Consider the following 13,952-nt stretch of genomic DNA (forward strand, 5'->3'; position numbering starts at 1 on the left):
GAAAGATATGTCAATTCCTGTACCAAGTGTTTTCATTATTGACATGGATAAAGAAACATCATCTAAAAAAATATTCTTTTTCCTGTATTGACGTATTATAGTAAATGTATGGTAAAATACCTGAGAGTGCTATGATCAGGGTCATAACAGCTCCATGAAAGTTTGGCTAAAGGAGGATTATGGAATATATACAGGAGCTTCAGTAAAAACCCTCTCCGGAGAGAGGGATAAAACACAAATGATGAAAAAAAATTGTAACCGTATTTCAACGCTTCAATAATTACAAATGTATATAATGAAAACTGATCACAATGTGCGTTGAATCATATAGATAAAAAAAATTAACAGAGAATAAAAAATTATAATGAGGTAATAAAGTTTATCTGTTTTTTACTCAGCAATTACCCCTGTCTGTATTTCATAAAAGGGTACAAAAAAGAGAGCAAAACAGGATGTGTTGCTCTCTTCTCAATAATTAACTCAAATAATAACTATAAAATATATAAAAACAATACCTGTTTCCTGAAGCCTGACCTATTCTATTTTAAACGATCCTGTCCCACAAGGTATAGATGTAATCTTTTGACTGATGTAAAAATACTTTTTATTACCATAACATTCTATGACTGAACGCATAGTGGTCTAAAATTTACATTCGACAATATATATTACATCGAAGGGTCATGATTAACCGGATTCGTTCATCTTTTTAAGGTCAGCCAGTTCATTAACTTTGTTGATACCAAAATCAGATATAGGAAAACCTTTCCGGCATCTCGAACATACAAATGATTGAGTATAAATTAAAAACTTAAAATACTGACAAAGCTCTTTGATTTTCTCGTTGTTTCCACAGGCAGTCCGGATAGAAATTGATGCTTTCGGATCTGGTGAAAATATTCAGAATAACGACATGACCAAATTTTGAGTATTAAGCTTTTGATTACTTAAATAAAAGCTCTTGCAAATTTCCATCTATTATTTCTTCTGAAATTTCACTAAAAATAATAATCAGACGTTGATCATAAAAAATAATAAAAGATGTTGATTATATTTGCTTAAAGAAGTGAATGGAGAACCGTTGACTCGCTAATAAAAGATATGCTATGACTGAAACCGGTAAAATAATACATTCCTATAAGAAGGCAGTTGCCGAAGGTAAAAAAACAGCCCTGGCAACGGTAGTAAGGGTAGAAGGATCCTCCTACCGTCAGCCGGGAGCAAGAATGCTGGTTAATGAAGACGGAATCCTGACCGGAGCGATCAGTGGAGGATGCCTGGAAGGGGATGCTTTAAGAAAAGCACTTCTGGCAATCAATCAGAAACAAAAAAAACTGATTACTTATGATACAAGTGACGAAAGTGTTCTTGAATTCAGTGTGCAGTTAGGCTGTAACGGAATTGTACATATTCTTTTTGAATATATTGATGATCAGGATCCCTGTAATCCGGTGGAAATACTGAAACAGGTAGAAAAACAGCGCACTGACGCTGTAGTGGTCACCCTGTTTTCTCTGAAGAGAAATGCTGAACAAATTGGTACCGTTGCAGTATATCGCTCCGGGGATCAAATGGAGCAGGACAGATACTCATTGCAGCAGCAGTTGAGCAGTGTTTTTCTTAACCGTTCAACAGAGATCAGGGAAGTAGAAAAGGGGGATATCGGACAGACTGTTTTGCTGCACTTTATTGCGCCTCCGGTTTCGCTGGTGATTGCAGGGGCAGGAAATGATGTACAGCCCGTTGTGAAAATGGCTGATCTGTTGGGTTGGGAGGTGACGGTCGGTGATGGAAGAATAACCCATGCAACGCAGAGAAGGTTTCCTGAAGCTAAAAATATGTTTGTTGGAAAACCTGAACAACTGCTTGAAAACGTAATGATTGATGACCGGACCTATTTTGTACTGATGACCCATAATTATCAATACGATATAGAAGTCCTGAAACTCATTTTACAGAGTGAAAGTCCTTACATAGGGATTTTAGGACCTAAAACAAAAATGGACAGGATGCTCAGTGATCTCAAGGAAGACGGGATAACAGTAACGGATCAGGATCTTCAGAAGATCTACGGTCCGATTGGTCTGGATATTGGTGCAGAAACATCTGAAGAAATTGCACTGTCTGTCATTTCTGAAATAAAAGCCGTTATGGAAAGCAGGAAAGGGATTTCTCTACGCTATAAAACGGAAAAGATCCATGGGTAGCCCGTTTGCCACAGAATAAATAAAATGATTAAAGATACTTTCGGAAGGGTGCATGATTATCTGCGGATCTCATTGACCGATAACTGTAACCTGCGTTGCTTTTACTGCATGCCGGAAGAAAAATATGCCTTTGCGCCAGCGGCAAAACTGATGCAGGTCGATGAAATTGAAACCATTGCTAAGCTTTTTGTAGCGAACGGGGTCAGGAAAATAAGACTTACCGGTGGCGAGCCTCTCGTAAGAAAAGATGCGCCGAAAATTCTGAGATCGCTGGGAAAACTGAACGTTGAACTTGCTATCACCACCAACGGAATCAGAGTGGATGAGATGCTGACAGAATTACTGGAAGCCAATATCAAATCCTTTAACATCAGCCTTGATACCCTGAAGCCTGAAAAATTCTTTAAGATTACGAGAAGAGACCTGTTTCAAAGGGTCCGGAATAATATAAATCTTCTTCTCAGCCACGGGATGCGCGTGAAAATCAATGTAGTAGTGATGAAAGGACTGAATGATGATGAAATTCTTGATTTTATTGAGCTTACAAAAGATCACCATATAGAAGTTCGTTTTATTGAATTCATGCCTTTCAGTGGAAATAAATGGACTGGAAACCAGGTGTTTACCCTGCATGAGATCCTGATGAAGGTCAGTACAGAATACGACGTGATCCCCGTTGAACCTGAACCTAACGATACCTCAAGCAGGTACAGGATTGAGGGACATACCGGATCATTTGCTGTTATCAGTACCATGAGCCAGCCATTCTGTGATACCTGTAACCGAATGAGACTTACGGCAGACGGGAAACTGAAAAACTGTCTGTTCAGTAAAGATGAAACAGACCTTTTGGGAGCGTTACGCCGGGGCGAAGCAGTCCTGCCCCTGATCGAAACCACAATGATGGCAAAGGCTAAAGCTTTAGGTGGACAGTTCAGCGGTGTTTTTGAAGACATCGATGCATCAAAGTTAGAAAACAGAAGCATGATTACAATCGGAGGATAATGAAAACAGCAATACTTATTTTAGCCGCAGGGAATTCTTCCCGGCTCGGACAGCCTAAACAGCTGCTGAAATTTAAAGGAAAAAGTCTCTTACAGCATGTAGCCGCACAGGCACTTGAAGTCACTCCTTTTACAGCAGTGGTAACAGGATCCGATCACAGGCATATCAAAAAAGAAATTGAAGACCTCAATATTTCCATCGTGGAAAATCCAGATTGGGGCGAAGGAATGGGTTCCTCTGTCAGAATAGGGCTCAAAAGGCTTTTAAATAAATTTCCGGAGATGACCAACTGTATTGTTGCTGTCTGTGACCAGCCGTTCATTGAAGCCTCTTTATTCAGGGCACTGATCAGTGAACAGGAAAGTTCTCAGAAAGGCATTGTGGCATCAGCCTATTCAGGGACTTCGGGAACTCCGGCTCTTTTTACAGAAAAATATTTTAAATACCTCTCCGGTCTTTCCGGACAGGAAGGTGCTAAAAAATTACTGCATCATTTCAGAGAAGATACAGCCGAAATCAGTTTTGAACTGGGAGCTGTTGATATTGATACCATAGAAGATTACGAACGACTGATCCAATGAAAATGATTTCTGTACAGGAAGCTAAACAAATTATCCTTGAGGCGGCGCTGCCTGGCAAAAGCAGCCTATTGCCTCTTGCCGATGCCTTCGGTCTGGTTACTTCAGAGGACGTGACTGCCGGTACCGATATTCCGAATTTCGCCCAGTCTTCCATGGACGGGTATGCCCTGCAATTTGCAGATAAAGACATTCCTCTCACAATTACCGGAGAAATGGCTGCGGGAGCTTCAGAGCCTTTAATCCTCCAAAGAGGTCAGGCTGCGAGAATCTTTACCGGAGCCCCTCTTCCGGAAAATGCAGATACGGTGATCATGCAGGAAAAAATCCGCATCGAAAATGAACTGCTTATTGCTGAAGATGATCAGCTGAAGTACAGAGTCAATGTCCGTCCGAGAGGAGCAGAAGTGAAAAAAGGAGAAGTTGCCATGGCTGCGAATATGTATCTTTCCCCAGCCGCCATCGGTTTTCTGGCTGGAATAGGATGTGTGGAAGTTTCTGTCTATACCCCTCCCAAAGTTGCAGTTATTCTTACAGGAAACGAATTGCAGCAGCCCGGAGTTCCGTTGGAATTTGGACAGGTTTATGAAGCCAACTCATTCCAGCTGAAGGCAGTATTGCATCAGATAGGAATTAAAGATATTGAAACTTTCAGAGCTGATGATCATCCCGAAAAGCTGAAAAAAGTTCTTGAGAAAGCCCTCGAAAAAAACGATGTTGTCTTACTGAATGGAGGTGTCAGCGTAGGAGACTATGATTTTGTCACCTCTGTTGCGCAATCCTGCGGGGTTCAGGAGAAATTTCATAGGATCAGGCAAAAACCGGGAAAACCTCTTTTTTTCGGAACAAAAGGGGATCAGCTTATTTTCGGACTTCCCGGAAATCCTTCCTCTTCGCTTACCTGTTTTTACGAGTATGTTTTACCGTCACTTGAGAAAGCCATGGGATTATCGCACGGAATTCAGGAAATGCACGCTACTTTAACCCACGATTATCCAAAAGCAACAGGGCTCACCCACTTTTTAAAGGCTTTTTACAGCAACGGAAAAGTAACCCCGCTTCATGCACAGGAATCGTTCCGTCTGCACTCCTTTGCCCAGGCAAACTGTTTCATCGTACTCCCCGAAGAATCTTCCGGCTGCAAAGCAGACGACATGGTAACCATACATCTTCTTCCCGTTTAAATCACTGTTAAAAAACTCAACTCTATCAAGATATGTCTGTAGAATTATTTTATGTTATCCTGTTTTTTGTTGCCTTTCTTTACGCCGCCGTAGGTCACGGCGGTGCCAGCGGATACCTGGCTCTGATGGCTTTGTACGGTGTTGCTCCTGAAGAAATGAAACCGACGGCACTTGTGCTTAACCTTTTTGTTTCTCTTACCTCTTTTATCCAGTATTACAGGGGAGGATATTTTTCAAAGAAACTATTTATCCCCATTGCTGCAGCTTCGATTCCACTGGCATTTATCGGAGGTATGATCACCGTAGAAGAAAATATCTACAAACGCATCCTTGGCATCCTTTTATTGTTTCCTGTGATCCGTTTTTTCTTTTTTAAGAACGTGGATGACAGTGAACTCAAATCTCATAATACGGTCATCGCTGTGATTACAGGTGGAGTGGTAGGCCTTCTCTCCGGAATGATCGGGATTGGTGGAGGAATTATCCTTTCCCCCATTTTACTGTTACTTCATTGGACCAACCAGAAGCAGACCGCTGCGATCAGTGCTGCATTTATCTTCGTTAACTCCATAGCAGGTCTGGGCGGAATGATTACACAAGGAATTTCCTTCACCTCCAATATGATGATGTTTATTATTGTAGCCTTTACCGGCGGACTGCTAGGTGCTTATCTTGGGTCAAAAAAATTCAATCAGAATATCTTAAAATATGTATTGGCAACTGTCTTGCTGATGGCATCTTACAAATTATTATTTACAAAAGCATAGTATGAAAATCCTTTCATTTTTTATTGTACTGTTCGGTGTCACACTAAGTGCACAGACCACCCAATCCATTGCGGTTACGGGCGCTATTGTACATCCTGTAACAATCCGTTATGATGATCTTAAAAATTACAAAAAGTATACGGTGGACAGTCTCGTGATCTACAACCATAAGATGGATTATAAAAGTACTCTCAGGAAAATCAGTGGGGTTTCACTTAAAGATGTTCTTGAGAAAGCAGAATTTAAAACCTCATCTCCCAAGCTGTTGAGCGAATTTTACATCGTATGCATCGCCGAAGACGGTTATAAAGTGGTGTTCTCATGGAATGAAATTTTTAACAGTGCCAATGGAGACCAGGCACTTCTTATAACTGAGATGAATGGTTCTCCTGCTGGAACAATGAAAGAAAATATCATGTTGGTCACCCCGACGGACAGAGCAACCGGACGCCGTTATGTCAAAAATATGTCAAAAATAACCGTTCAACAGGTTAAATAAGCCGTTATGGAAATAAAAATCATCGCATTCGGACAGATTTCTGAGATTACGGGGAAAGAGTTAACGTTTGAAAGTTCAGATCTGTTTTCACTCAGAACCGGCTTAATTGAAAAATTTCCCGAGCTTGCAGAACGAAAATTTATTTTTGCGGTCAATAAAAAACTGGTTCAGGGAAATATCACCTTACAGCAAGATGATGTGGTAGCCCTGATGCCGCCTTATTCAGGAGGGTAAATATGGAAAAATACAACGAAAGATACGCAAGGCATTACAGCCTTTCAGATTTTGGACCTGAAGGTCAGCAGAAGCTGTCCGGAGCTAAAGTACTGGTTATCGGTGCCGGTGGCTTAGGATGTCCCGTTCTACAGTATCTCGCAGCAGCTGGGATCGGAACCCTGGGAATTGTAGATCATGACCAGGTTTCATTAAGCAACCTTCAGCGACAGATCCTCTTTACGACCGGTGATATCGGAAGCCCTAAAGCTGGAACAGCTTCTCAAAAGCTTCAGAAACTGAATCCTGAAATTACGGTGAATACCTATGCAGTAGAACTGACCGCAAAAAATGCATGGAATCTTATTTCAGATTATGATGTCGTTGTCGATTGTACCGATAATTTTACTTCACGGTATCTGATCAATGATGCCTGTGTTCTTTTGGGGAAACCTTTAGTATTTGCTGCCATTTATAAATATGAAGGACAGGTATCTGTATTCAATGTTCATTACAAAGGCACTGATCCGGTCAATTACAGAAATCTTTTTCCCAATCCGCCGGAACCGGACGAAGTTCAGGACTGTAATGAGGTAGGAGTTTTAGGTGTTCTTCCAGGGATGATCGGTATCATGCAGGCCAGTGAGGTTATCAAACTGGTTACAGGAATAGGTGAAGTGTTGGCTGGTAAGCTGCTGACTTTTAATATGCTTACCTATCAGATATTAGTCATGGATATTTTAAGTGATGATTCGGAGATTAAGGAGATCCCGGCAGACCGTGAATCATTCGAAAAAATGAATTACAGTTTTTTCTGCGGTGTTCCCGGTACAGTCATCCGCGAATTGAATTGCGATGAGTTCATTACAAAAAATTCAGAACTGACTACCACTACAGTGGATGTCAGAGAAACCGGAGAACTCCCTGCTGCTGATTTTCCGCATATTCAGATTCCGCTTTCGGAACTGAAGGAAAGAATATCGGAAATCAGGGGTGAACAAATCCTTTTATTTTGTCAGAGCGGTAAAAGAAGTCTGAAAGCGGCGGAGATTTTGATAGAATATTTTAGAGCTTCAGAAAATATAAGTCATCTAAAAGGTGGAATAACAGCATTACAGGAAAGAAAAAAATGAGCAGATCAATAAAGAATATTTTTATGGAAGGACCGGTCAGTCCTCTGTTTATCTCGGAAAGCATAGCCAAGCATGCCTCCAAAAAAGACATTGGTGCCCACAGTATCTTTCTCGGTCAGATTCGGGAAGACCTGATAGAGGGTAAAACCGTCAAAGCCATTGAATATACAGCGTATGAAGAAATGGTCCTTGAGCAGATGCATACCATCAGAGAAGAAATTTTTTTGAAATATGACCTTACCTGTATGCACGTTCATCACAGCCTCGGCACTGTAAATTCCGGAGAGATTTGTCTCTTTGTTTTCACCTCTTCCAGGCACAGAACTATAGCAATTGAAGCCTGCAGTGAGATTGTGGAGCGCATAAAATCAGAACTCCAGATCTGGGGAAAAGAAATTTTTAATGATGAATCCCATCAGTGGAAAGTAAATAAATAATATGGTTGACATTACCCACAAATCGTCCACACTTCGTAAAGCAGTTGCAACGGCAACAGTACAGACCTCTTCTCTTGAAACAATCGCAGCGATAGAACAGCGTAAAGTTCCGAAAGGGGATATTTTTGAATTTTCCCGTGCCTCGGCATTATTTGCCGTTAAAAAAACCAGTGATGTGATTCCCGACTGCCATCCGCTGCCTGTGGAATATACTTCGGTAACCTTCAGAATAGAAGATCTTTCTGTAATTATTTCTGTTGAAGTTCACACCGTTTATAAAACCGGCGTGGAGGTGGAAGCCATGCACGGAGCTTCTGTAGCGGCATTGGTAATGTATGATATGCTTAAACCGATTGACAAAGATGTTGAGATCCGGAATATCAGGCTGTTGGAAAAGCACGGCGGAAAATCCGGCGACCGTAAATATCTTGACCGTACACTGAAGTCTGCGGTGGTAGTCTGCTCAGACCGCATTTTCAGAAAAGAAAAGGAAGATACTTCAGGAAAGGCCATTGTTGCTTCGCTTGAGAAATACAGGATCATGGATTCCGAATACCAGGTGATTCCCGATGATATTGACACCATCCAGTCTGTGCTTAAAAACTATCGTGAAAATAATTTTGATCTTGTTATATTTACTGGCGGAACCGGTCTTTCGGCACGTGATGTCACGCCCGAGGCAGTATCTCCTCTGATCGACCGCGCGATTCCCGGAATTATGGAAACGGCAAGAAATTACGGTCAGCAGAGAATAAAAACGGCGATGCTTTCGAGGGGAGTAGCCGGATTTGCCGGACAGACGCTTGTATTAACTTTACCGGGCTCCAAAAAAGCCGTGGAAGAATCAATGGAAGCTCTTTTTCCGCAGATCCTGCACGTTTTTCAGCTTGATAACAATCCTATCCATTAAGCACTTGAAAAATTCTGCTATCGGTGGAAGAAATTGCTGTAATGTGGTAAAAATCAGTGGATAAATATCCCATCCTTTGGAGGGGTGCAGAAAATTCGTCAGAATTTTTGACGGGTGGTTTTATACGTAAAAATGCAATATATATCCGTCACTTCGAGTAGGTTTTGCAAAAACCGTATTGAGAAGTTTTTTATTTACATCGGAATTTTGAAAATTGTGTAAAGTTTTTAACACTACGATCGCAAGGAATTTCATTTAATATCCTGAAAATGTTTTCGTTCGCAAAGGCATTCTACTCAGCAACGGTGAAGTTCTTTAGTAACATAAATTTTAACGCAAGGCAAGACAAAGTTTTTCTACGAGCTTTATGCTTTTAAGATAAACAAAGCCGTAGACTTATCAATGAAAGACAAAGAGAAAAACCCATCTTTCAGTCATATTAAAATAACCACAACGTTTGTCATTCTGAAAGAATCTCAACATAGAATTTTAACGCAAGGCAAGACAAAATTTATTAAATAACTTTATGCTTTTAAGATAAACAATGGCGTAAACTTAGCGATGATAGAAAAGGGTTTTGGAAAACCGTATCGAGAAGTTTTTGTTTTAAATACAAATTTTGTGCGCGGTTCACTGGTTCTCGATACATTTTTCTCCGCTTCGCTGCGAAAAACACTCGAACTGACGGTGCTCGAACTGACAAAGCAACTTTGGTACGTGTAAAGAGGTCGTCACTTCGAGTAGGTTTTGTAAAAAACCGTATCGAGAAGTTTTTGTTTTAAAGACAAATTTTGTGTGCGGTTCACGGGTTCTCGATACATTTTTCTCCGCTTTGCTGCAAAAAACACTCGAACTGACGGAGCTCGAACTAAAGGAATGACTTTGGTTCGTGTAAACAAGTCGTTACTTCTAGTAGGTTTTTAGAAAAAAACCGTATCGAAAATTCGAGATAGACCGAAATTCTAACATTCTCCAGAACTTAGGTATTAAAGGTAAAGTGTTCTTTGATAACCATAATAATGTTGATGATCATCAATGTGCTAATTAGTACGATTATAAATAAGCCGGAAACAATACCACATCTTATTTCCTTCTATCATAACGGTGCTCTATTTGTTATACTTCCGTCATACCAAATTACTGAATTATGGCAAGTAGTGAAAAACAATCGATTACCCTCAGAGTGAATGGTACGGACCATCATCTTGAAGTCTTACCCTGGGTGTCCCTTCTGGATGCTTTACGGGAAAAAATACATCTTACCGGAACAAAAAAAGGATGTGATCACGGACAGTGTGGCGCCTGTACTGTTTTGGTGGATGGGAAACGAACCCTGAGCTGTTTATCTTTAGCAGTGATGAGAGAAGGCACCGAGATTACCACCATTGAAGGAATTGCAGAGAACGGAAATCTTCATCCGGTACAGAAAGCTTTTATTGAGCATGATGCTTTCCAGTGCGGATACTGTACGCCGGGACAGATCTGCAGTGCTGTAGGAATGCTGTCTGAAGGAAAAGCAAATACCCGGGAGGAAGTCCAGGATGCCATGAGCGGAAATCTTTGCCGGTGCGGGGCAAACAGAGGAATTATTAACGCTGTCATGGCAGTGAAACAACTGGGATCTTATGAATAATTTTACCTATACCAAAGCAGGGAATATCGCAGATGCTGTTGCGTTGACCAAAGGAGCTGAAGACAATAAAATCATTGCAGGAGGAACCAATATCATTGACCTGATGAAATACTTCGTTACTGAAGCAGATGCATTAGTCGATATCAATGCCATCCCTCAACTCAGTGAGATTACTCATTTGTCAGAGGGAGGAATCAGAATCGGTGCTCTGATGAGAAATTCAGAAACCGCTTACCATCCTGTTATTGAAGAAAAATATCCTTTATTATCCAAAGCTATTTTAGCAGGAGCATCGGCTCAGATCAGAAATATGGCAACGAATGGAGGGAATTTGCTGCAACGGACCAGATGCTATTATTTTTATGACGTCCATACGCCGTGCAACAAACGGGAACCTGGCACAGGATGTTCGGCCATGAAAGGATACAACCGTATTCATGCAATCCTCGGACACAGTGAAAACTGTATTGCCGTCTTTCCTTCTGATATGTGTGTAGCACTGGCAGCTCTAAATGCCGTTGTGAACATTTCCGGACCGGATGGAGACCGTACACTTGCCTTTGCCGATTTTCACAGGCTTCCGGGAAATACACCGGAGCTGGACAATAATCTGAAAAAAGGAGAAGTAATCACCGGAATCGATCTTCCTGAAATTGGATTTGCTGAAAATTATTCTTATCTGAAACTGAGAGACAGAAGTTCATATTCATTTGCACTGATCTCTGTAGCCACGGGTCTCCAACTGGAAAACGGACTGATTAAAGAATGTCATATTGCTCTGGGAGGGGTTTCTCACAAACCTTGGAGAATACAGGAAGCGGAAGACTTGATGAAAGGTAAAAAACCTGATGCTGAAAGCTTCGGTGCAGCAGCAGATATCATTCTGAATGGCGCACAGGGCTTCGGCTACAATGATTTTAAGATTGGTCTGGCAAAAAAAGCGATCGTCAGAAATGGTATGATGGCACTTGATCCCTCATCACAACGGCCGGGAGCAAAACCGTCATTATAAATCGTATTATTTAATTCTAACTAAAAATTTATGAAAAATATACCATCTGTCGGAACTGCGGTCAGTCGCCTTGAAGGAGAGCTTAAAGTAACCGGAAGTGCAAAATATGCAGGAGAATATGATGCCCCTGATTTACTGTACGGATATGTTGTCAACAGCAGCATTACAAAAGGAAAAATAAAAGCAATTGATACATCAGAAATAAAAAAATTAGAAGGCGTTATTGAAGTTTTTACCCCTGATAACAGACCGTCCACTGCTTGGTTTGATTTTCAGTATGCCGATATGGATGCTCCTCCGGGAACGGTTTTTAAGCCGTTGAAAGATAATGAGATCCGTTACAACGGGCAACCTGTCGCTCTCATAGTAGCAGAAACTTTTGAAATGGCTCGGTACGCCGCTACAAAACTGGACATCGTTTACGAAAAAGAATCCTTTGAAACTGACCTGAAATCCAATCTTGAAAAGGCGAGAGATCCTAAAAAGGGACTGGCTTCGATGCTGAAACCGCCGCCGCCCAAACCCACGGGGGATTTTGAAAAAGAATATGCAAACTCATTTGTGCAGATGGAAAGTCACTTCGGTCACGGAACAGAGCACCACAATCCTATGGAAATGTATGCATCGACCGTGATCTACGAAGGAAAGGATAAACTGAAAATCTACGATAAAACACAGGGAACGATTAATTCCCAGATGTATGTTGCCAATGTTTTCGGGCTTAAAATGAAGAATGTTCAGATCATAGCTCCCTTTGTGGGAGGAGGTTTTGGTTCAGGTTTACGTCCTCAGCATCAGTTATTTATGGCGGTCATGGCATCGCTGGCACTTAAAAGAAATGTACGGGTGACCCTTGACCGTGCACAGATGTACATGATCGGTCACAGGCCGCCGACCCTGCAGCATACGAAGTTCGGTGCTGACAAAAACGGAAAAGTAAATGCGATCTATCACAAAGCTACAGGCGAAACTTCACAGTTTGAAGATTATGTGGAAATAGTAGTCAATTGGGCTAATATGCTGTATCCGGCAGAAAATACGCTGCTGGAACACGAAATCGTCCCGCTCGATGTATACAGTCCACTGGATATGCGTGCGCCGGGCGGAAGCACGGGAATGCATGCGGTTGAGGTAACGATGGATGAAATTGCTCATCAGCTGAATATTGATCCGGTTGAATTGAGGCTGATCAATTATTCTGAAACGGATAAGAGCAGCGATAAAGAGTTTTCGAGTAAAGAACTCAGGAACTGTTATCTCCAGGGAGCGGAAAAATTCGGCTGGGATCAGAGAAATCCTGAACCCCGGAGCATGAAACGGGGTAATAAATTTGTAGGATATGGTATGGCTACCGGAATGTGGGATGCGAACCGCCTTTTCGGACGTGCAGAAGCTATAATGACCCCTGACGGAAAAGTCGAAATAAAAAGTGCCGTAACCGATATCGGAACTGGAACACTGACGATCATGACACAGATCGCTGCTGATGAACTCGGACTTCCTATGGAAGATATTACATTTTCCTATGCAGACAGTAAGATGCCTTTTGCTCCCATTCAGGGAGGATCATTTACCACCGCAACCGTAGGGCCTGCAGTGCAGAATGCCTGCCAGGCACTCAACAAAAAACTGTTTAAAATTGCAAAAGGCATGAAAGATTCTGTTTTCAGTGAGTATAAAATGAAAGATGTGATGTTCAGTAATAATTTTATTATGCTTAAAAACAATCCTGAGATTAAAGTTCCTGTCAGTGAAATTTTTAATGCAAACGGAGACAAGTCTGTCAAAACGACCAATTCAGCCATGCCGAATCCTTTAACCTACGGTAAAAAAGCGAGAGCGGTACACAGTGCTGTTTTTGTAGAAGTGGAAGTAGATGAGGAATTGGGGATCATCGAAGTTAAAAGAGCCGTTACTGCAGTAGCTGCAGGAAAAATAATCAATCCTAAAACAGCAGAAAGCCAGGTGCTCGGAGGAATGATCTGGGGGATCAGCAAAGCGCTTCACGAAGAAACGATTCTTGACCATGAACTCGGAAGATATATGAATGCCAATTTAGGGGAATACCATATTCCGGTACATGCTGACATCCATGATCTGAAGGTACTGTTTGTAGAGGAAAATGATCAGTTTGTGAATGATCTCGGGGTTAAAGGAGTAGGTGAAATCGGTGGAGTAGGAATGCCTCCTGCAATTACCAATGCTATTTTCCATGCCACTGGTAAAAGGATTTATGATCTTCCGATTCATTTTGATCAACTGCTGTAACAGTCTTTTTTTATATAAGTAAATGTTGAGAGGCTGGCCGTGCTTTGCGGACAGCCTTCTGTATGTTTTAAACCCTTCCGTAGTTCAATCGCTGGAGGGGTTTATT

General features: G+C 41.5%; 13 protein-coding genes. All 13 read left to right on the forward strand.

Annotation, left to right across the window (positions count from 1 at the left end; translation table 11 throughout):
• Window positions 1-1,106: 1,106 nt before the first annotated feature.
• The 13 genes from AC2A07_RS11005 (at window position 1,107) to AC2A07_RS11065 (ending at window position 13,846) form a co-directional block, all read left to right on the forward strand.
• Complete coding sequence (locus AC2A07_RS11005) at window positions 1,107-2,207, forward strand: XdhC family protein (RefSeq protein WP_484050433.1); 1,101 nt, start codon at window positions 1,107-1,109, stop codon at window positions 2,205-2,207.
• Between the two features lie 24 nt (window positions 2,208-2,231).
• On the forward strand, window positions 2,232-3,212 hold the full coding sequence (gene moaA / locus AC2A07_RS11010) for a GTP 3',8-cyclase MoaA (protein ID WP_484050434.1): 981 nt from the start codon (window positions 2,232-2,234) through the stop codon (window positions 3,210-3,212).
• The gene (locus tag AC2A07_RS11015) at window positions 3,212-3,793 is read left to right on the forward strand and encodes a nucleotidyltransferase family protein (protein ID WP_484050435.1); all 582 of its coding nucleotides are present in this window, start codon (window positions 3,212-3,214) and stop codon (window positions 3,791-3,793) included. The genes moaA and AC2A07_RS11015 overlap by 1 nt, the downstream gene beginning before the upstream one ends.
• A 2-nt stretch (window positions 3,794-3,795) precedes the next feature.
• The gene (locus tag AC2A07_RS11020; RefSeq protein ID WP_484050436.1) at window positions 3,796-4,974 is read left to right on the forward strand and encodes a molybdopterin molybdotransferase MoeA; all 1,179 of its coding nucleotides are present in this window, start codon (window positions 3,796-3,798) and stop codon (window positions 4,972-4,974) included.
• Window positions 4,975-5,006: 32 nt separating this feature from the next.
• Window positions 5,007-5,741: a sulfite exporter TauE/SafE family protein gene (locus AC2A07_RS11025; RefSeq protein WP_484050437.1), complete on the forward strand. Its 735-nt coding sequence runs from the start codon at window positions 5,007-5,009 to the stop codon at window positions 5,739-5,741.
• A 1-nt stretch (window position 5,742) separates the two neighbouring features.
• Window positions 5,743-6,240: a molybdopterin-binding protein gene (locus AC2A07_RS11030; protein WP_484050438.1), complete on the forward strand. Its 498-nt coding sequence runs from the start codon at window positions 5,743-5,745 to the stop codon at window positions 6,238-6,240.
• 6 nt (window positions 6,241-6,246) lie between these two features.
• Complete coding sequence (locus AC2A07_RS11035; protein ID WP_484050439.1) at window positions 6,247-6,474, forward strand: MoaD/ThiS family protein; 228 nt, start codon at window positions 6,247-6,249, stop codon at window positions 6,472-6,474.
• Window positions 6,475-6,476: 2 nt separating this feature from the next.
• Window positions 6,477-7,586: a molybdopterin-synthase adenylyltransferase MoeB gene (moeB, locus tag AC2A07_RS11040; protein WP_484050440.1), complete on the forward strand. Its 1,110-nt coding sequence runs from the start codon at window positions 6,477-6,479 to the stop codon at window positions 7,584-7,586.
• A complete protein-coding gene (locus AC2A07_RS11045) occupies window positions 7,583-8,023 on the forward strand; it encodes a molybdenum cofactor biosynthesis protein MoaE (RefSeq protein ID WP_484050441.1) in 441 nt (146 codons plus the stop codon). Before moeB ends, AC2A07_RS11045 begins: the two co-directional genes overlap by 4 nt.
• 1 nt (window position 8,024) lies before the next feature.
• The gene (gene moaCB, locus AC2A07_RS11050; protein ID WP_484050442.1) at window positions 8,025-8,933 is read left to right on the forward strand and encodes a bifunctional molybdenum cofactor biosynthesis protein MoaC/MoaB; all 909 of its coding nucleotides are present in this window, start codon (window positions 8,025-8,027) and stop codon (window positions 8,931-8,933) included.
• A 1,147-nt stretch (window positions 8,934-10,080) separates the two neighbouring features.
• Complete coding sequence (locus AC2A07_RS11055; RefSeq protein ID WP_484050443.1) at window positions 10,081-10,566, forward strand: (2Fe-2S)-binding protein; 486 nt, start codon at window positions 10,081-10,083, stop codon at window positions 10,564-10,566.
• Window positions 10,559-11,578 carry an FAD binding domain-containing protein gene (locus tag AC2A07_RS11060; RefSeq protein ID WP_484050444.1) on the forward strand — a complete coding sequence of 340 codons (1,020 nt, stop codon included), beginning with the start codon at window positions 10,559-10,561 and terminating at the stop codon, window positions 11,576-11,578. Before AC2A07_RS11055 ends, AC2A07_RS11060 begins: the two co-directional genes overlap by 8 nt.
• A 30-nt stretch (window positions 11,579-11,608) precedes the next feature.
• A complete protein-coding gene (locus tag AC2A07_RS11065) occupies window positions 11,609-13,846 on the forward strand; it encodes a xanthine dehydrogenase family protein molybdopterin-binding subunit (RefSeq protein WP_484050445.1) in 2,238 nt (745 codons plus the stop codon).
• Window positions 13,847-13,952 lie beyond the last annotated feature (106 nt).

The organism is Chryseobacterium sp. HNCC26DJ238, from assembly GCF_057180465.1.